Annotated in this window: 17 protein-coding genes and 2 tRNA genes; 5 read left to right on the top strand and 14 right to left on the bottom strand. The window is 57.1% G+C overall.

The window, feature by feature from the left end; all coding sequences use genetic code 11:
- Positions 1-23: 23 nt before the first annotated feature.
- From CR159_RS20090 to CR159_RS20065, 6 genes are all read right to left on the bottom strand, one after another.
- Positions 24-2,453 carry a VirB4 family type IV secretion/conjugal transfer ATPase gene (locus CR159_RS20090; RefSeq protein WP_102075726.1) on the bottom strand — a complete coding sequence of 810 codons (2,430 nt, stop codon included), beginning with the start codon at positions 2,451-2,453 and terminating at the stop codon, positions 24-26.
- 11 nt (positions 2,454-2,464) lie between these two features.
- On the bottom strand, positions 2,465-2,785 hold the full coding sequence (locus tag CR159_RS20085; protein ID WP_102075725.1) for a VirB3 family type IV secretion system protein: 321 nt from the start codon (positions 2,783-2,785) through the stop codon (positions 2,465-2,467).
- A 3-nt stretch (positions 2,786-2,788) separates the two neighbouring features.
- Positions 2,789-3,109 (bottom strand): TrbC/VirB2 family protein, encoded by a 321-nt coding sequence (locus tag CR159_RS20080; RefSeq protein ID WP_102075724.1) that lies wholly within the window; start codon positions 3,107-3,109, stop codon positions 2,789-2,791.
- 88 nt (positions 3,110-3,197) lie between these two features.
- Positions 3,198-3,869, bottom strand: a complete 672-nt coding sequence (locus CR159_RS20075; protein WP_102075723.1) for a lytic transglycosylase domain-containing protein — start codon at positions 3,867-3,869, stop codon at positions 3,198-3,200.
- Positions 3,870-3,883: 14 nt separating this feature from the next.
- The gene (locus CR159_RS20070) at positions 3,884-4,549 is read right to left on the bottom strand and encodes a TrbM/KikA/MpfK family conjugal transfer protein (RefSeq protein ID WP_102075722.1); all 666 of its coding nucleotides are present in this window, start codon (positions 4,547-4,549) and stop codon (positions 3,884-3,886) included.
- A gap of 57 nt (positions 4,550-4,606) precedes the next feature.
- Positions 4,607-4,900: a plasmid mobilization protein gene (locus CR159_RS20065; protein ID WP_102075721.1), complete on the bottom strand. Its 294-nt coding sequence runs from the start codon at positions 4,898-4,900 to the stop codon at positions 4,607-4,609.
- Positions 4,901-5,032: 132 nt separating this feature from the next.
- Here CR159_RS20065 and CR159_RS20060 point away from each other — a divergent pair, with 132 nt between their 5' ends.
- On the top strand, positions 5,033-7,363 hold the full coding sequence (locus tag CR159_RS20060) for a P-loop ATPase, Sll1717 family (protein ID WP_102075720.1): 2,331 nt from the start codon (positions 5,033-5,035) through the stop codon (positions 7,361-7,363).
- Positions 7,364-7,605: 242 nt separating this feature from the next.
- Here CR159_RS20060 and CR159_RS20055 read toward each other — a convergent pair whose 3' ends face one another.
- Both CR159_RS20055 and CR159_RS20050 read right to left on the bottom strand, forming a co-directional pair.
- A complete protein-coding gene (locus tag CR159_RS20055; protein ID WP_102075719.1) occupies positions 7,606-8,673 on the bottom strand; it encodes a site-specific integrase in 1,068 nt (355 codons plus the stop codon).
- 135 nt (positions 8,674-8,808) lie between these two features.
- Positions 8,809-8,893, bottom strand: a tRNA-Leu gene (locus tag CR159_RS20050).
- A gap of 288 nt (positions 8,894-9,181) precedes the next feature.
- Between CR159_RS20050 and htpG the strand changes: the two genes are divergently transcribed.
- Positions 9,182-11,098, top strand: coding sequence for a molecular chaperone HtpG (gene htpG, locus CR159_RS20045; protein ID WP_102075718.1), 1,917 nt, complete (start codon positions 9,182-9,184; stop codon positions 11,096-11,098).
- A gap of 6 nt (positions 11,099-11,104) precedes the next feature.
- Here the strand turns inward: htpG and ampD are convergent, their stop codons facing one another.
- Genes ampD through CR159_RS20035 form a run of 3 tightly spaced genes read right to left on the bottom strand, consistent with a single transcriptional unit; the run spans position 11,105 to position 12,805 of the window.
- Entirely contained in the window at positions 11,105-11,701 is a 597-nt protein-coding gene (ampD, locus tag CR159_RS20040) for a 1,6-anhydro-N-acetylmuramyl-L-alanine amidase AmpD (RefSeq protein WP_102075717.1), read from the bottom strand.
- A complete protein-coding gene (locus CR159_RS21605) occupies positions 11,698-11,961 on the bottom strand; it encodes a PP0621 family protein (RefSeq protein WP_158238573.1) in 264 nt (87 codons plus the stop codon). The genes ampD and CR159_RS21605 overlap by 4 nt, the downstream gene beginning before the upstream one ends.
- A 1-nt stretch (position 11,962) precedes the next feature.
- Positions 11,963-12,805 carry a cytochrome C assembly family protein gene (locus CR159_RS20035; RefSeq protein WP_102075716.1) on the bottom strand — a complete coding sequence of 281 codons (843 nt, stop codon included), beginning with the start codon at positions 12,803-12,805 and terminating at the stop codon, positions 11,963-11,965.
- 100 nt (positions 12,806-12,905) lie between these two features.
- Between CR159_RS20035 and ffh the strand changes: the two genes are divergently transcribed.
- A complete protein-coding gene (gene ffh, locus CR159_RS20030; RefSeq protein ID WP_102075715.1) occupies positions 12,906-14,321 on the top strand; it encodes a signal recognition particle protein in 1,416 nt (471 codons plus the stop codon).
- Between the two features lie 54 nt (positions 14,322-14,375).
- Here ffh and thiS read toward each other — a convergent pair whose 3' ends face one another.
- Genes thiS through trmB form a run of 3 tightly spaced genes read right to left on the bottom strand, consistent with a single transcriptional unit; the run spans position 14,376 to position 16,319 of the window.
- Positions 14,376-14,576: a sulfur carrier protein ThiS gene (gene thiS / locus CR159_RS20025; protein ID WP_102075714.1), complete on the bottom strand. Its 201-nt coding sequence runs from the start codon at positions 14,574-14,576 to the stop codon at positions 14,376-14,378.
- Positions 14,573-15,526 carry a prolyl aminopeptidase gene (gene pip / locus CR159_RS20020; protein WP_102075713.1) on the bottom strand — a complete coding sequence of 318 codons (954 nt, stop codon included), beginning with the start codon at positions 15,524-15,526 and terminating at the stop codon, positions 14,573-14,575. Before pip ends, thiS begins: the two co-directional genes overlap by 4 nt.
- A gap of 1 nt (position 15,527) precedes the next feature.
- Positions 15,528-16,319, bottom strand: coding sequence for a tRNA (guanosine(46)-N7)-methyltransferase TrmB (trmB, locus tag CR159_RS20015; RefSeq protein WP_102075712.1), 792 nt, complete (start codon positions 16,317-16,319; stop codon positions 15,528-15,530).
- Positions 16,320-16,441: 122 nt separating this feature from the next.
- Here trmB and CR159_RS20010 point away from each other — a divergent pair.
- Positions 16,442-16,515: transfer RNA gene (locus CR159_RS20010), tRNA-Gly, on the top strand.
- 238 nt (positions 16,516-16,753) lie between these two features.
- A complete protein-coding gene (locus tag CR159_RS20005; protein ID WP_033470438.1) occupies positions 16,754-18,607 on the top strand; it encodes a tyrosine-type recombinase/integrase in 1,854 nt (617 codons plus the stop codon).
- Positions 18,608-18,895 lie beyond the last annotated feature (288 nt).

The raw sequence follows: 18,895 nt of genomic DNA, 5'->3' as shown, positions 1-18,895 counted from the left end.
GTCTCTTCCTATGGAATGATGGTTTAGTTGTGGCCTTGTTTGACGGTAGCCAAGTACACGGGCAGCCAGGCTGCCGGATCGTGCCCGGCTTGAGCGACCGCTTGCTCGGCAATTTCTGCCATATCAGGGCTGCCGGAGAACACCAGCAGTTCGTCTTCGCAGCCGGACAAGTCCAGCTGGGCGACGGTGACGCTGGATCCCTGCTTTATGAGGAACTTGCGGCTGGCCTCGCCCAGGGTTTTCAGCAGCTCGAACTCGGCGGGTGTCAGGCCAAAGCCCTCGATATAGTCGCGAGCTTTTGCTTTTGGATTAGGCAGCAGGATTAAGGTGGCTGTTTGCTGTACCAGGGAGGGTCCGACCGGGTTATCCGTGATGGCTCCTGGCTCTTGGGTGGCGAAGGCTAGTACGCCGTTTTTCTTGCGTATAGTGCGGCTGGCATCTTGCATACTCTCTTGAAAGTGCTGGTCTTTCAATGGGTGCTGACACTCGTCGTACAGATTGATGATACGGCGACCATCGTGCAGGGCGTCAATGCGGTGCTTTAGATACATCGTTGCCGCGCCTCGTACCGCGTCATCGTCCAGCAACTCGGTGAGGTCAAAGCCGAAGATAGCGGGCTTACCTACTTCATTGGCCAGGTTCAGCTTATCAGCAGGGTTGTCGAATACCCAGCCGTACTCCCCGCCTTGGCACCATGGGGCCAAACGAGCATGTACAGTGCTTGTGGTTTCATCCTCGCTGTACGGGTTAGGTAGCAACGTATTCAAGGTGGAAAGTGTTCGGGCGTCGTGGTCAATCAGGGTGACCAACTGCTGTACTGCCTGTGTGATGTCAGCGTGCTGGCGTGTGCTGAGCGCTTCACCCCTACGTTCGGCCAAGAATACGACCAGGCGCACCATGAACGCGATATTCCCTTTGGTGGGCTCCATTTGAAATGGGTTCCAACCTGTTGCTTCTCCAAGGCGGATGTTGAAATAGCAGCCACCAAGCGCCATGATCAGTACCTGCATGCCCTGATCCTTGTCCCAGACTACGCATGTCGCATCAAACTTCTGGGCTTGAGTGAGCAGCATTCCCTGCAGTACGGTCTTGCCCGTGCCAGTCATGCCGATGATCATGGTGTTGCCTGGGCGTCGTTTGCCGGTCTCGTCCAGATCTTCGGTCGAGGCATGGAAGTTGAAGAAGAACGGGCTGCCTGTTTGGGTTTTGAGCAGGGTAACTGCCGGTCCCCAGGGGTTCCCGACTGGCTTGCCTATCAGCTGATTGTGCAGACTGGAAAAGCACAGAAAGTTAAGCGACGTAATCGGTACGGGGCGTGGCCGCCAGTGCCAGTTGCCGGGCAGTTGCGCCCAGAAACCGGCTTCCAATGCCCGATCCAGCGTTCTGAAGCCAATAGCATCTTCGGCCAGTGCCGTAGCGCTTTGGGCCAGCGCCTGGCGTACCCCTTCTGCGGTGTCGCCATAAACCAATATCGTGGCGTGGTGGTCCCCTAGGCCGAGGCGGGCTGAAGTCAGGTCGTCCATGACGTCGGCCAGCTGGGCAACCTGGCTGGTTGAGTCATCGCCGGAATCAACTAGCAGCTTGTGGTGTTTCTTGACCAGTTTTTTGGCAGCTGCCCCTGTATGGCTACCCCAGGATTGGGTGAGCACGAATTCATGTGGCAGGCTCAGCAAGCGATCCAGGTGGCCGGGTTTGGTTGATTCGGGATAGTCGCGTAGTTCCATCATGCCGAAGATGCGGGAGTCCGCGATACTGCGCAGTTCTCCGAGTTCCCCTCGGCGGCTAAAAATCGGTCGGGCAAAGGGGAGGGTTTCACGCAAGCGTTCCCGGCTGATGGGCACTGACCGATGAACCCCGGAGACCAGATATCCCAGGAACTCTGCGGCTTCGCTAAAGGCAAAACCCTTGCGATCCACGATCCCCAGAATCTGAGGGTCGTAGCGGTACAGGCCTGCGGTCATGGTTCGCAAGATATTGTTCAGTCGTTCGATGGATTCGGCTTGCCAGAGCGCAAGGCGCTGGGCGTTAGCCTTCTCTAGACTGGCGAAGGTGCCCAATACCGGGTCCTGAACCGGGTGAATGAGTATCGTCAGGTACAGGTCGTTAATCATCAGGCCAGAGGCATCAAACGTCGCCCGATAGGCTTCATCGAAACGGCTGGCAAATGGCTGGGTAAAAGTGCTGTCGGGATATTCGGTCACCCGGCGACGGACGATGTGGGAGTACAGGCCAAGTGTTCCCATAGGTAGCCCGCGCAATACGTTATGCAGAGCTTCGATCCATTCTTTCAGTTCGTCTTGCGCATAGGCGTCTGGGGTGCGGCCTGCTACCTTGATGACGGCCAGGTATTCGTGGTTGTCGCAAGCAATAATCTGATCAGTGACATGATGAGAGTAGGGCAGGTAACGCGATATGCGCCGTTCGTCCACAGCTAAAGTGGCAGCAGCAGTCATGGAGGCTTCCTTTATTTGATGAGGCGGCGCCAGGGCCGGTGTCGGTGATAGCCCTGAAGGGCATAGCTTGATCCGCGCCAGAAGCGCTGATTGCGGTTGCGACGCCGTGTCTTGAATTCAAGCCAGAGCACATCCAACGCCTTATCGTCATCACGGGTGAGGACGGCAAGGACGGGTATGACGAGGAAAAGTAATCCCCACCAGGCCAAGCCAGCCATCATGGCGATGATCGCTACGCAGGCGAAGGCTCCGAGCAACAGCGTGGTTGGGATACCCATAAACGTGGCCTTTCGGCCCAGTCCCTTGAAGACGGGATAGGAGTTGTTTGCCATCGCTTACTTCCAGAGCAGCATGACCAGTTCTGCTGCTGAGCCCGCCAGCAGCACGCCAATGCCCCAACGGATGGCATCGTCTTTGCGCATGACCTCTGCGGAATACAGCACGAAGATAATGACGCCGATGATGATGGCGGCAATGGGCAGAATCACATCAAGATTGTCCTTGAGTGTCTGTAGTGTGGATTGCGCCCTGGACAGGCCGCCGATGGACTGGGCAAGCGCAACCTGATGGATACCAATCAGTAGCCACGCCGTAGCCAGTTTGTTAATTATTCGTAGGACGGGTGCTGCAATGCTGAGTTGTTTCAGTAGCGACATGGAAAGACTCCTGCCCCAGGACGCTGTGTGGCGTTGGGGTCATAGGGATAGTAGAAAAAGGGAATCGGTGGATATGGCCCAGCAAGCGCTAAAGTGCTGCGCCTTGGTCGGCTTCTGACTCTTTGTCGTGCGTCGGTGCAAAACCGTCCGTCGCTGGGTTAGCGATGAAACCGTCTGCCGTTCCTTGAACTTGAGTAGGCGGTTCTTGGCCTGGATTCTTTGTTGATGGTGGCTGCGTTGATTCGCCCTCCCTTGTGGGATGAGATGCTGCTTCTTTTAGAGGCACCAACGCAGGCACCTTGATGTCGGCCATTGCCAGGACCTTGCCAACATACCCATTGGTGAAGCCGCGCGTGAAGTTGCCGGTGTTGTAGCAGGACAGTGCAGCACGCAAGGCCTGTTGCGGGGCTTTGTGTCGAGGTAATGACCTGGCATAGCAATCTGAAAGCACCTTCTGGGCTGCCGCCAGATTGCGACAGGGATCAAAGACGGTTTTGGTGTCCAGGTTTAGCCAGGCCCAGTTTCGTACGTTGATTTGTCCTAAACCGGCATCGAAGTCGATACCTTGATCAATGAGGTGTTGAGCCGCTTCGGTGGCTTCTGTCAAAGTTCGAGGCTGCTGCTGCAGGTGCTTGTCTTTACGGTTTACGCCGATGGCGTACTGGTGGGCGCGAGACTCATGACTGATCAAAGCATGTAGCGTTATCGGATGGATATTAGGTGCGCAGGCAAGGGCCAGGGCAGCAAGTTCTGCGATCATGGAGTAAGCCCCTATCAGTGGTCGGCCTTACGCCTGGGATCCATTAGCGAGAAATTCCAACCGCTGGCCCAAAGGCCGCTATGGTCGGCCTCCCATTTGGCTTGTGCCGCCTCGTACTCCTGAGTTTCGACCCAGTGCCCGCCCATGCTTGGTCTACCTACGTAGCGCACAGACAGCTTATGAGTCCAGGCATGATCGTTGTAAACCACACAATAGGTGGGCAGTTGGTCGAGTGTGACGGTGGGAAGCGGATGCACTTCATAGACAGTCTGCCCGCTGTCGCCGCCGTACTCGTGCTTACGCCATTTGTAGGCCGTATCGGCATAGGTACGGTTCAAGTATTCTGGGTCGCATTTCCCGGCCCCGCGTGAGATGGCGTCAATGCGTTCTGGCATGCCCTGATCGCTTGATGCTGGGCATTGAGATAGAAAGGAGCGTCTGGCGTCGACGGTTGCTGACCAGTCCAGGCCATGTTTGCTGTACTTTTTGATGTCGAAGTAATGATCCAGCGATGGGCTGCATTCGTTAGGCCGCAAGCCGGAGGACAAGCACAGTGTTGCTTCGCAGGCTAGGCGAGGAATACCGGTGAGTAGGCCATCAGCAGCGACAGCATGGGTGACAGGAGCTAGTACGCAGGCGAGTGCCAGCGCCCCAGCCCGCAGGGCGGGAAAGGATTGCATGAAGGTGTCTCCGGGGAAGGGGTGCAGCAGATGGCCAGGGAACAGGCCGGGGATGGGTTAGCGCTGACGTTGCAGGCTCTGTTGAGCGATGGCGATTTGTTCGGGCTTTGCCATAGCCCGCACCAGATGGGCGGTTTCGATAGCGGCCTGACGAGTATCGCGCAGATGTGCCAAGTCAGCCACGATCTGGCGCAGTAGGGTGAGCTCTTCCTGCAGCGTGTCGTCGGCGGACAGTCTTCGCCTTATGTAGTTAGAGAGGGATAGGCCAGAAAGGGCTGCTGCTTCGCCCAAGCGCGCAGCATGAGAAGAGGTCACCCGGATACGGATGACCTCGGAGAGAGGTTGGTTCATGAGGTGCCTATTGATTGGGTGCCGCTGTACGCTTGTGTCGTAGTATGCTGTAGCAACGTTTTGTTGCTTTTTCCTGATCGCTAGTGGAAACAGAAAGAGTTTTGTGTATCTTCGAAATTGAGACCGTAAAGCATGGACAATAACAAAGGTTTTTTCGCGTACTCCTCAGATCCTGCTCAAGTGGGGGAAACGATTGAGCGCGCTGTCGTCAGCTATGCGAAAACTAGCGGGACTAAAACGATCACTACTTGGAAGGCATTGGACGTCGTCGGACACTTTATTTCGAGCGAAGTTCTGACGGGTATTGATATGGCCGATTTTGTGGTCGCAGATATCACTGAGCTAAATTTCAATGTGACCTATGAAATCGGTTATGCCATCGGCCAGTCGAAGCGCACATTGCTAGTCAAGAACAAAAGCTTTCAACCTCAGGGTTTAAAGATCTCCGAAGTTGGGATTTTTGACACGCTCGGATATAAAGAGTACCAAAACGCTCATGAGCTGACCGGGTTTTTGAGTGGCGCGTCTACCATAAAGGCTCTTGATGTCTCCGCGCCTTTAAATGTCAAAGCGCCGATATACCTGTTGGATACACCAAATAAGACAGACTGGTCTACGCGGATTATCTCAAGGATCAAGAAAGCCGGATTTATCTTTCGCAACTTTGATCCCAATGAGTTGCCCCGCCTGTCCGCTTATGATGCCATCACTCAGGTGGCTCAGTCATATGGGGTGGTCGTGCCGCTGCTGTCCGCAAGATCGACTGGGTCTGCGGTCCACAACATGCGTGCAGCCTTCATCGCTGGCTTGGCTGATGGCATGAAAAAGGCCATTAGTATTCTCCAGTTTGCCGACGACCCAGTCCCGCTGGATTATCGAGATTTTGTCGAGGTCACGTATCATCCCGATGATATTAATCGTGCGATTGAGACGTTCGCCTCCAGCGTCACCCAAGCGTTCCAACAGCTTGAAGTTTCCGGAGTCAAGCCGGAACGTTCCTTTATAAAGAAGGTTAATCTGGGTACCACTTCAGCAGAAAATGAAATGCGGGATCTGGAACGCTATTATTTAGAAACTGATCAGTTTCTAAAATCTCTGCGGGGTGAGGCCCATTTGGTTGTCGGTCGAAAAGGGTCAGGGAAATCAGCAATTTTTCTCCAAATCAGAGATGTAGAGCGAAATAATAATCGCAGTAAAAATATCGTTCTTGACCTAAAACCAGACGGCTATAAGCTTATAAAATTCAAAGAACGCATTCTTCAGTTTTTGGCTGAGGGAACCTACCAGCATACTATTACGGCCTTTTGGGAGTATGTGCTGCTCTTAGAGATATGCTACAAGCTTCTGGAAAAGGATAAACAGCGCCACATTCATGATCACAATCTTTACGATGGATATCGTCAATTGTCCGATTTGTATCGGATAGATGATTATGATTCTGAAGGCGACTTCTCCGAACGTATGTCTATGTTGATGGAGAAGATTTACTCTGAGTATCAAGCTAAATACGGCTCAACCACGGGTACCCATCTCAGTTCGCCACAGGTGACTGAGCTTCTGTATAAGCACGACGTCAGACAGCTGAAGAATGCACTGGGTACTTACCTCAAGCACAAACAGATTCTCTGGCTACTATTCGACAACCTTGATAGTGGCTGGCCTACCTCGGGGCTACAGCATGACGACTTGCTGATAATTCGAGCTCTCATTGACGCAACACGAAAAATTGAGCGTCAGTTCGGTAGTTCTGACCTTAAGGTTCGATCAGTAATATTTCTGCGAAATGATGTCTTCGAATTACTGGTCAAAGAAACCTCAGATCGAGGCAAAGAGGCCAGCGTCCTTTTGGATTGGACTGATTCGGATTTGTTGCGTGAACTCGTGCGCTTGCGTATTGTGTCAAACGACCTTGATGAAGATCTCGACTTTAAGTCGGCTTGGCTGCACCTTTTTGCCAGCCATCACAAAGGGGAGGAGACATCCCAGTTCTTGATTGACCGATCTTTAATGCGGCCGCGATTTCTCCTCAACCTAATTAGTCACTGCAAAAGTTTTGCCATTAACCTCAATCATGAAATCATTGATAGTAGCGACATTGAAAAAGGATTGTCCGCATACTCGGCGGACGTGTTGCGCGATATTGGTTACGAGCTACGCGATGTGTCAGAAGACACGGAAGGTGTACTTTATGCCTTCATAGCTTCATCGCCGGACCTCTCAGAAGAAGACGTTATCAATAAGCTGACTCAAGTGGGGCTTGATGACGTGAGGGCGGCGCGAGTGATGGATCTCCTGTTGTGGTATGGCTTTCTAGGTATTCGTATAAGTTCGGACGATCCCAAATTCATTTATGACTTTAGTTATAACAAGGCTTTAATGGATGGTGTAAAAAGAAATTCAAACCAATTAGTGGGCCTAGCAATCAATCAGGCGTTTTGGCCAGCTCTAATGATTGACGGATGACTGCGTCATGCTGGCAGTGTGCTGCAATAGTATTTCGTAGACTTAGTGGCTGCTGTGGGTCTATTGTGTTGAAAAACTCAATTCTTAACGCTCAATGCTCAAACTAAGATTGAGGAAAACCGCCCTTCTAGGACTGCGTATATGCCGTGATTGGACGTTAGGTAAGGGGTTAAGTACCCCTTCGGGTGGTTTAAAAACTGCTGATTTGGAGTTTTCTCGACCCAAAGCTCGAAAACAGGCGCTTAGCCATACAGCTTGTCCAACTTCCCCACCAAGTCCTCAGCCCTCAAATGCGTATATCGCTTGAGCATCTGCATAGATTTATGCCCGCTGATCGCTGAAACTTCCTGATCCGACAGTCCTGCCTCCACCAGCCGGCTAACCGCCTCATGTCGCAGGTCATGGAACCGAAAATCCACCAGATCGGCTGCCTTCTTGGTATCATTCCAAGCTTTATCAAACAGATAGGGCCGCCGGACCCCATCACGGCCAGGCTCACCAAAGAACACAAGGTCAGTCTCAGGTGGCCGTAACGGATTATCCAGCGCCGCCTGAAACGTGCTGGTCGCAGCCCTGGTCAGCGGCACTGTCCGTGGCGATGAATTCTTGGTATGTTCCAGCCTGACGACACGCTTTTGCATATCGACCTGGCCAACTCGCACTCCGGCAATCTCCGACAGGCGCATCCCAGTTTCCAACGCGATCCGCACTATCCAGCTAAACATCGGATTCGAGTAGGCATCCACTGCTGTCAGTAACCTTTTATTCTCTGCCGGTGTTAGCCGTCGATTACGTCCGGCACCAGGGGCAGGGCGGCGAATATTAGACACCGGATTGAACGGCAGCCCAATGCCCCATTCCTTGATCGCAATGGTGAATAGGTGGCCAAGTAAGGCGAGCTCCAGCCGTACAGTGTTATTGCTACGCGGAACGCGCTTGCCGTCCGCATTCTCATCGCCAGCCAGACGAGTATCCCGGTACTGGGCAACAATATCAGCGCTCAAGCCAGCGAGCGAATATTTACCCAAATGCTTGATCAGCGCCTGGGATTTCTTATGTTCGCCAATTTGGGTCGATGCGCGCTTAGTTGGGGTAACTTCCCGCAAATAGCGCTTCAGCGCCGCCTCAAGAGTCATCCGTTCAGCCGGCGCACGATGTATGTACATTCCGCGTACCATTTCATCTTCAGTACGGCGCGCCCAGTCTTCGGCGTCTCTTTTAGTACGGAAAGTTTTGGCGGTAGCAGGCCAGCCAGTTTTGCGAATTAATGCCTTCCAAGTACCGGAAGGAGTCTTGACGATAGTGGCCATTCAGGCTCCGGGTGATGCTCAACGCTTCACCACTGTACCGAAACTGTACCTAACTCGCAATCTTGGAAAATCCCCCAGTCTTGGGGTAGAGGTCTGAACCCAGCTAAACACTTGTAAATATTAAGTATTTTAAGCTGGTGCCCGGGGCCGGAATCGAACCGGCACGCCTTGCGGCGGGGGATTTTGAGTCCCCTGCGTCTACCAATTTCACCACCCGGGCAGTTCAAGCAGATCGCTCTATGGAACACAGAGCGTGGCAGAAAGGCGTAATTATACGCACAGTTATCAGACTTTGCACAAGGACTCGCAACTCAGCCTCCACCACTTGAAAATCCCCCCTCCATCCCCATTATGTTCAGACCTCCCGCCTTGGCCATATCGCCAGGCGCGGCGACCGCCTCCGTGACCCATCCGTAGACGGCCGGTGAATATCCTGTGACGCCTCCTCGTGAGAGCAATCCAGATATTTGTTTTTATTGAATAACTTACTTTTTTGCGTGGTCCGACAATGAGTCAAACTGATACGCCCGTCTCCTCGTCAGAAACCTTGGGCTTTCAAGCCGAAGTGAAGCAATTGCTGCATCTGATGATTCATTCCCTGTACAGCAACAAAGAGATTTTCCTGCGCGAGCTGGTGTCCAATGCGTCCGACGCGTGCGACAAGCTGCGCTTTGAAGCCATCGACAATCCCGAACTCTTCCAGGGCGACGCCGACCTGCGCATCCGCGTCGAGTTTGACAAGGATCAGCGCACGATCACGATTTCCGATAACGGTATCGGCATGTCGCGCGACGAGGCGGTGTCCCACCTGGGCACCATTGCGCGTTCGGGCACCAAGGAATTCTTTTCCAAATTGACGGGCGACAGCCAGAAGGACGCCCAGCTTATCGGCCAATTCGGCGTGGGCTTTTATTCCGCCTTTATCGTGGCCAAGAAAGTTTCCGTGCTGAGCCGCCGCGCGGGTGTGGCCGAGACCGAAGCCGTGATGTGGGAATCCGAAGGCGAGGGCGACTTTACGGTGGCGCCGGTGGAAAAGGCTGATCGCGGCACATCGGTGACCCTGTATCTGCGCGACGATGAGGATGAGTTCTTGAATGGCTGGAAGTTGCGTGAAGTGTTGCGTCACTACTCGGACCACATCTCCCTGCCTATCCAAATGCACAAGGAAGAGTGGGACGCCGAGAAGTCGGAACAGGTCAAGACGAATGAATGGGAAACCGTTAACCAGGCCAGCGCCTTGTGGACGCGTTCCAAGTCGGACATTACCGATGAGCAGTACAAGGAGTTCTACAAGCATATTGCCCACGATTTCGACGATCCGCTGGCCTGGACGCATAACCGGGTGGAAGGGCGTAGCGAATACACGCAGCTGCTGTTTATCCCCAAGCGCGCGCCCATGGACTTGTGGGACCGCGATGGTCGTCGCGGCGTCAAGCTGTATGTGAAGCGCGTGTTCATCATGGCCGATGCCGAGCAGTTGCTGCCGAATTACCTGCGCTTTGTGCGCGGTGTGATCGATACGGCGGACCTGCCCTTGAACGTGTCGCGCGAGATTCTGCAGGAAAGCCGCGATGTGCGCGTGATCCGCGAGGGTTCGGCCAAGCGCATCTTGTCCTTGCTGGAAGACCTGGCCGAGAATCAGCCCGAGCAGTATGCCGAGTTCTGGACGCAGTTTGGCCAGGTATTGAAGGAAGGCGCGGGCGAAGACACGGCCAACAAGGAACGCATCGCCAAGCTGCTGCGCTTTGCGTCCACGCATAATGACAGCGCCGCGCAAACGGTGTCGTTGGCCGACTATGTGTCGCGCATGAAGGAAGGCCAGGACAAGATTTATTACGTCAGCGGCGAGTCCTATGCGGCGGCCAGCAACAGTCCTCACCTGGAAATCTTCCGCAAGAAGGGTCTGGAAGTGCTGGTGATGTCGGATCGCGTCGACGAGTGGATGCTGTCTTACCTGCGTGAGTTCGAAGGCAAGTCGCTGGTGTCCATCGCCAAGGGCGGCCTGGATCTGGATTCGCTGGCCGACGAAGAGGAAAAGAAGCATCAGGCTGAGGTCGCGGAGACGTTCAAGCCTTTGGTTGAGCGCCTGAAGACAGCGCTGGACGAGAAGGTGAAGGAGGTTCGCGTGACAGGCCGCTTAGTGGATTCCCCGGCCTGCGTGGTGGTGGATGCCAATGAGCTCAGCCCGCACCTGATGCGCATGCTGCAGGCGGCAGGACAGCCTGCGCCCGAGGTCAAGCCTATTCTGGAGATCAATCCGGAACACGCGCTGATTGGACGCATGCAGGTAGCGCCCGAGGCGGACTTCAATGAGTGGGCGATGCTGCTGCTGGATCAGGCCATGCTGGCCGAAGGCGGCAACCTGGTTGACCCGGCTGCCTTTGTGAAGCGCATGAACCGCTTGCTGTTGAATACCGGCGCTTAAGGCGCGTTAACGGCGGCTTGGCGATAACGGCGGCAATTGCCGCCGTAGCCATTGGTTATCACGGCCGAATCGCTCCCAGTCGAACGACGGGCCCGGGTCGGTCTTGCGGCCGGGCGCGATGTGTTCGTGCCCCCGCACCGCGCGTAGGGGATGCCGGTTGCGCAATGCGGGCAACAGCTGCGTGAGCGCCTGGTATTGCGCCGGTTCGTAGGGCACTGTGTCGGTGCCTTCCATTTCAATGCCTATTGAAAAGTCATTGCAGCGGGCCCGTTCTTCGAAGCTTGATACGCCGGCATGCCAGGCCCGCATGTTTGTGGATACGAATTGCACGATGCGGCCGTCGCGGCGTACCAGGAAGTGCGCTGATACGGTCAGGCCGCGCAAGCGTTCCAGCCAGGGATGGGACGTGTAGTCCAGCCGGTTCTGGAAAAGATCGATGACTTCTGTGCCGCCGAATACGCCTGGCGGCAGGCTGATGTTGTGCATGACCAGCAGGACGGCGTCGTCACCATTGGGGCGAGCATCGTGGTTGGGCGATGGCGCATGCTGGACGTTGGGGTGGGTTTTCAACCAGCCGTGCCGGTCCAGCGCAAGTTTGCTCACTGACGCACGCCTAGCTTGGCGTGTTCAGCGCTGCACCAGGTGTTGCCGCCGCTTAGAACGGCTTCGGAGCGCGGCATGTGGATGCCGCAATGGGCGCAGCGCACCATGTTCTCAGCGTGCTCCACAGGGGGCGCTCCGCGCTTTTTGGCCTGCTTGGGCTGGCCGCTGTCTTCGAGGTTGTTTTGATTATGGCGTGCCACGATGCGGGCAATCAGCAGGACCGCGATGATCAGTATGATCCAGAATAAAACTTTTCCCACATTAGCCTCGTTGCAGTATGACGTCGAGCACAAAACGACTGCCGCTGTAGGACAGCAGCAGGAAAGCAAAGCCCGCCAGGGTCCAGCGCAGGGCAATGCGCCCGCGCCAGCCGCGTATGTGGCGCCCCGCCAGCAATATGCCGAAGGTGAACCACGACAGCAGGGTGAAGATGGTCTTGTGGTCCATGGGGAACAGTTCGGACGTAAGGCGCATGGATACGACGGCGCCGGTAATGACGGTAAGTGTCAGTACGCCAAAGCCTATCCATATCAGGCGAAACAGCAATACTTCCTGCAGCAGCAGGGGAGGCATGGTGTCCAGTGCGCGCCCGAGTATGCTGCGATTGGCTTCCTGTTCAATGGGCCGGTGCAGCTGGCGGTCCAGGGCCGTCATGAGCATGGCTTGCAAGGCCGCCACGGTGATCAGGCCATAGGCGGTCAGTGCGATGATCAGGTGCACGCGTAGCCAATCGTTATTCGCATGGGGCACGGTATGTCCATAGGGGTACAGGGCGGCGAGCAATGTGGCTACGGTCGACGCAGGGAGTAGAATGAGCAGCAGCCCGTCGATGCGCATGATCAGGTTTTCAAGCCAGAACACGACCATGCCCAGCCAGACGGCCGCCGACAATGCCAGCGCCCAGCCCAGATGCAAGCTGTTAGGCAGCAGTATAGATTGGGCCACCGCAATGCCGTGCAGCGCCAGCGCGCCGGCAAGACATACCCGGCGCACTTTGCCGGCGACGATTTGTGAGCCACCCTTGCTTAATGGGCGCCAAAGCGAAAAGGCCAGCACGGCATAAGCCAGTGTGGCCAGCAAGTGAAATACAATGCCTGCAGACATAGTCCCTTGAGTTTCTGGTTTTACAGTACAGGGCAAGCCCTAATCGGATTATTTTAGTCCGTATACCGAAAGTTCAACTAGTTTAAGCGAAACCATCGTTATGCTCGACAATCTTACCCAGCGTCTTACACGCGTCGTTAAAACCATGCGCGGTCAGGCGCGACTGACCGAGGCCAATACGCAGGACATGTTGCGCGAAGTGCGCATGGCCCTGCTCGAGGCCGACGTGTCCTTGCCGGTCGTACGCGATTTTATTGCGCGCGTGAAAGAACGGTCGCTGGGCCAGGATGTGGCCGGCAGCCTGAATCCCGGCCAGGCGCTGGTGGGTATCGTCCACAAGGAACTCACCGCGCTTATGGGCGGCGACCTTGGCGCCGATGCCAGCGACCTTTCGCTGGCCACCCAGCCGCCGGCGGTCATTCTCATGGCAGGCCTGCAGGGCGCGGGTAAAACGACCACTACCGGCAAGCTGGCCAAGTGGCTGAGCGAAGGCGGCCATGTACAGAATGGCAAGAAAACCGGCAGGAAGAAAGTGCTGGTGGTCAGCGCCGACGTGTATCGCCCGGCGGCCATCGAGCAGTTGAAGGCGGTGGCGGGCCAGGTCAAGGTCGACTTCCTTCCTTCCGATGCTTCGCAAAAGCCGGAAGACATCGCCCGCGGCGCGTTGGATCACGCCAAACGCCATCATTACGAAGTGCTTATCGTCGATACGGCGGGCCGGCTTGGCATCGATGAAGCCATGATGCGCGAGATCCGCGCACTGCACGATCTGCTGAACCCGATCGAAACGCTGTTCGTGGTCGACGCCATGCAAGGGCAGGATGCGGTCAATGTGGCGCGCGCCTTTGCCGACGCCTTGCCGCTTACGGGTGTCGTGCTCACCAAAATGGACGGCGATGCACGCGGCGGCGCGGCCTTGTCGGTGCGCCACGTTACGGGCAAGCCGCTGAAGTTCGTGGGTGTGTCGGAAAAGCTCGATGGCCTCGAGCCGTTCCACCCCGAGCGCATGGCGCAGCGTGTGCTGGGCATGGGCGATATCGTGTCGCTGGTCGAGCAGGCGCAAAAGAATATCGATATTGCCGATGCTGAAAAGCTCGCGGCCAAGATCAAGTCCGGCAACCGTTTCGACCTCAACGATTTCCGCGATCAGTTGCAGCAGGTCAAGAAGATGGGCGACATGGGCTCCTTGCTGGAAAAGCTGCCCGCGCAATTTGCGCAGGCGGCGGGACAGCTGCAGGGCGGCCAGGCCGAAAAGCAATTGCGCCGTACCGAGGGCATCCTGAATTCCATGACGCCCGCAGAACGCGCCAAGCCAGAATTGCTGAAGGCTTCGCGCAAGCGCCGCATTGCGGCGGGCGCCGGCGTGCCGGTGCAGGAAGTCAACCGCATGCTGTCGCAGTACGACCAGATGCAGGGCATGATGAAGCAAATGAAGAAGGGCGGCATGGCCAAGATGATGCGCGCCATGGGCGGCATCAAAGGCCTGGGCAAGGGCGGCTTCGGCGGCCTGCGCTAAGCCGGGCCTGCGTTCAGGCGGCTTGCCTTAGCGCAGGCCGCACGGGCTGCTGGATCAGCCCCCGCCTACGGCGACCACGATTTCGATCTGGTCGCCGTTTGCCACTGCGGTACTGCCGTGCTGGCTTTTCGGGACGATATCCCCATTGGCTTCGACGGCAATACGCTTGCCCTGGTAGCCAAGGAATGTAATCAGCTCGGCAATGGTGTTTACCTGTTCCAGCTGTAGCGGTTTGCCATTGAGGGTGATGTTCATGTCTCTGTCCTGGGCTTGCCGCTGAATCTATCCGTGGCGGCAAGCAGTTGGGTCAATATCCCGGGTTCATCGAAAGCGTGGCCGGCATTGTCGACCAGGTGGAATTCGGCTTTGGGCCATGCCTTGTGCAGTTCCCAGGCGGTTTTGGCCGGGGTGCAGACATCATAGCGGCCCTGGATGATGACGCCGGGAATGTCTTGCAGAAGATGGGCGTTGCGCAGCAACTGGCCTTCTTCCATGAAACCATGGTGCACGAAATAATGATTCTCGATGCGGGCAAAGGCCAGGGCCGCGTCGTCGGCGGACAGCGCCTGCACATGGGCGGCATTGGGCAATAGCGTGATGGTGTGGCTTTCCCATTGGGTCCAGGCCTGTGCGGCTTTCAGTTGCTCGCGCCGGTCGCTGCCGGTAAGGCGCTTGCGGTAGGCCGCCATCAGATCGTGGCGCTCTTCCGGTGGGATCGGGTCCAGGTAGTCTTCCCATTGATCCGGGAATAGCCACGAGGCGCCTTCTTGGTAGAACCATAGCAGTTCCTCGCGCCGAACCGTAAAGATGCCCCGCACGACGAGTTTGCTGACCCGCTGCGGATGGGTTTGCGCGTAGGCCAGTGCCAGTGTCGAGCCCCATGACCCGCCGAAGATCAGCGCCTTGTCGGTTTTCAGGACGTCGGCGCGCAAGCGCTCTATGTCCGCGACGAGGTCCCAGGTAGTGTTGTTCTCAAGGCTGGCATGCGGGGTGGATCTGCCGCAACCGCGTTGATCGAACAGCAGGATGTTGTAGCGCTGCGGATCGAACAGCCGCCGGTGGGTGGGCGAACAGCCGCCGCCCGGGCCGCCATGCAGGAAGATCGCCGGCTTGCCCTCGGGATTGCCGCAAAGCTCCCAATACACATGATGGCCGTCGCCCGTGGCGAGGAAGCCTTGCAAATAGGGTTGGATCTCCGGATACACGTCAGCCTTCCTTGCGAGTGAAAATCAGGTCCCATACGCCGTGGCCCAGTCGCAGGCCGCGGGTCTCGAACTTGGTCTGGGGGCGAAATTCGGGGCGCTGCGCGTAGCCGTTCGGCGACGTATTGGCAAGCAGCGGCTCGCCGTCGAGCACCGCCAGCATCTGCTCGGCGTAGTTTTCCCAGTCGGTGGCGCAATGGATATAGCCGCCCGGCGCAATGCGGCTGGCCAGCAAGGCAATAAAGGCGGGCTGGATAAGGCGGCGCTTATGGTGCCGGCTCTTGGGCCAGGGGTCTGGGAAATAAATATGCACGCCCGCCAGTGAGTCAGGCGCAATCATGTCGCGCGCGACTTCCACCGCGTCGTGCTGGATGATGCGGATATTGGTCTGCCCCGATTCTTCGATGCGCTTGAGCATGGCGCCCACGCCGGCATTGAAGACTTCGACGCCCAGGAAATTATCGTCAGGCCGGGCCGCGGCAATCTTCTGCGTGGTCTCGCCCATGCCGAAGCCGATCTCCAGGACCGTGGGCGCAGTGCGCCCGAACGCCTTGGCAAGGTCCAGTGTTCCGTTGCGGTAGGGCAGCGACCACAGCGGCATCAGGCGGTCCAGCGCTTCACGCTGGCCCGGGGTAATGTGAGCGCGCCGGTGCACAAAGCTGCGGATGTGGCTCGTTCCCGACGGCGCGGTGGACGTCCTGGCGTCGCCGGCGTCAACCGGGGCGTTCGCGGTTACGGGAAGGCCATCGTCTGCGTCGGCCGGCAAGTCGGGATTATGATTGGGAGTCGTGTTCATAGCCTGAATTGTAGTGATTGCCGTGAACTCTTTCAGGCTTGGTGCAAAATATTTGATGTGCACGGCAATAAATTTGGGCCGGCGCTATAATCTGGCTCGCATTTGCGCTTGCATTTCGCACTGCGGGTGTATCTCAATGGTAGAGAAGATGCTTCCCAAGCATAAGACGAGGGTTCGATTCCCTTCACCCGCTCCACCGCATCAATCTGCGGACTTCCGCAGAAGTCCAAGAGAGTCTGTAAGTCGTTGCCACGCAAAGACTTTTCCTCTCTTTGATGTTCTGCTGTGGTCCACTGCGATCCGCCTACAGCCGGGACTTTTAAGTCCACAAACAAGTCCATTTTTGCGGGCGCGGCTGATTCCGGATTGTTGATGGAGGGGCGAGGTCGACGTGACCAGCATCTGGTTCCTGACTCATGTTCAGGAGCAAGAGCATGGCACTCTCAGACCTGGCCGTTCGACAGGCCAAGGCAACTGGCAAGGCATACACCCTCCCTGACTTGGATGGCCTCTCCCTGGCCGTCACGGCGGCAGGGGGCAGGACTTGGCACTTCCGCTACTACTGGGCGGGCAAGCAGAAGCGGATGTCGCTCGGCACCTACCCGGAGGTGACGCTTCGAGAGGCCCGCAGCCTACGCGATGACGGCCGCGCCCTGCTGGCCAAAGGCATCAATCCTCGCGTTCACCGCAAGCAGAAGCGCACCGCTGTCCGGCTCGCCGACGAAAACACTTTCGAGGCGGTGTATCGCAAGTGGCTCAAGCATCGCGGGCTCAGCCTCAAGGAAGGCCGGCAGACGACTCTCTCGATCCTTCCGCGCATCTTCGACAAGGATGTGCTGCCGACCTTGGGCAAGCGGTCGATCTATGAGATTAAGCGTCCCGACCTCTTGGAGGTGATCGCCAAAATCGAGAAGCGCAGGGCGCTCTCCGTCGCCGAGAAAGTCAGGACGTGGTTCAACCAACTGTTCCGCTACGCGCTGGTGATCGTGCCGGGCCTGGAGCAGAACCCTGCCTCCGATCTCGATGTGGTGGCGCTGCCACTGCCACCCGTCAACCACAACCCGTTCCTGCGCATGGCCGAGCTGCCCAAGCTGTTGCAGCGGCTGCGGAGCTATCGCGGCCGGCGGCAGACCCAGCTCGGGCTGCGGCTATTGCTGCTGACGGGCGTGCGAACCGGTGAGCTGCGGCAGGCGACGCCGGATCAATTCGATCTGGACCGTGGGCTGTGGATCATCCCGCCCGAGGTCGTGAAGCAACTCCAGGTGGACATGCGCAAAAAGCGGCAGCAGCCGAAGGACATCCCGCCATACATCGTGCCACTGTCGATTCAGGCCATGGAGATCGTCCGGCACCTGCTGGATGAGTTCAAGCCGGCCCAGCGCTACCTGTTCCGGCACGACAGCGACTTGAAGAAGCGCATCAGCGAGAACACGCTCAATGGTGCGCTCAAACGCATGGGCTATCAGGAACGCCTGACCGGACACGGTATCCGTGGCACGATGTCCACTGCGCTCAACGAGATCGGCTACCCGAAGGTCTGGGTGGATGCACAGCTCTCGCACGTCGATCCCAACAAGGTCAGCGCGACCTACAACCATGCCGAGTACGTGGAGCAGCGTCGCCGCATGATGCAGGACTGGGCCGATCGGCTCGACCTCTTCGAGCAGAACCAGGTCGAGGCGGCCAGCATGCCGCTCACCGTGCATCTGGAAGGCGTGCCCGCGTTCCCGAATGAGCAAACCGCAAGCGCACCCTCCACGCCGGTTGCCGCTTCGCCAATCCTGCTCGTGACGAAGCCGGGTGACGCCATGCCGTTGGTTTCTGCCGCCACACATCGGCTGCCGGCGGTTCCGCCCCCTCGATCAGCCGCGCCGCTGGTGCCTTCGGACATTCAGCGCGAGAGGATGGAGCTGTTCGATGTCTTCGAAGCGCCGCACAACCTTCCCGTCGCTGCGTTTGCCAAGATGGCGGGCAAATCCCGCAGGTGGATCAGCTACGAGATCAAGGCGGGCAACTTGCTGGCGTTGAACGTAGGCAACCGCGGCCAGCGCGTGCCGGACTGGCACCTCGACCCACTCAAGCACGAGCTGATCCAGTCCGTCCTGAAGCTGACCAGGGGTGCGGACCCTTGGCAGATCTACCATGCACTGCTGCAACCGCGCTCGATGCTGCGGGGGTGTTCGGCACTGGAGGGCGTGACGGCCGGCAATCTCGACAAGCTCGTGATGGCGGTGAGCACGACCGTAAAGGAAAACGAGTGGTCCCCGCAGCAGGCGAGGTTGGCCTGAGCGGCGCGCGGCGAACGCCGGCCTCTCGGGCTTGGCATGCATCCCGGTAAGATGCCTATCGAACTGCGCGTCGAGAATGCAGACTCTGATCGCTCATGACCACCCAGTCTGATTGATCTTGGTTAGTAATTCAGACAGCGTGATCGAGCCAACGGCGGGACTCGACCCATAGCAGTCATTAGCTAGTGATAGAGGGCAAAGTTTTATGCTTTATCCTTTCTTTACTGGGCGGCGGATCAACACAACAACCAGCGTCACGACCGTCAGCGGTACGACGAAGCTGAGCAT

It is taken from the genome of Pollutimonas subterranea (genome assembly GCF_002849655.1).
Taxonomy (GTDB): Bacteria; Pseudomonadota; Gammaproteobacteria; order Burkholderiales; family Burkholderiaceae_B; genus Pollutimonas; species Pollutimonas subterranea.
The sequence above is the reverse complement of the archived record's forward strand: the minus strand, read 5'-3'. Positions and strand labels throughout refer to the sequence as shown.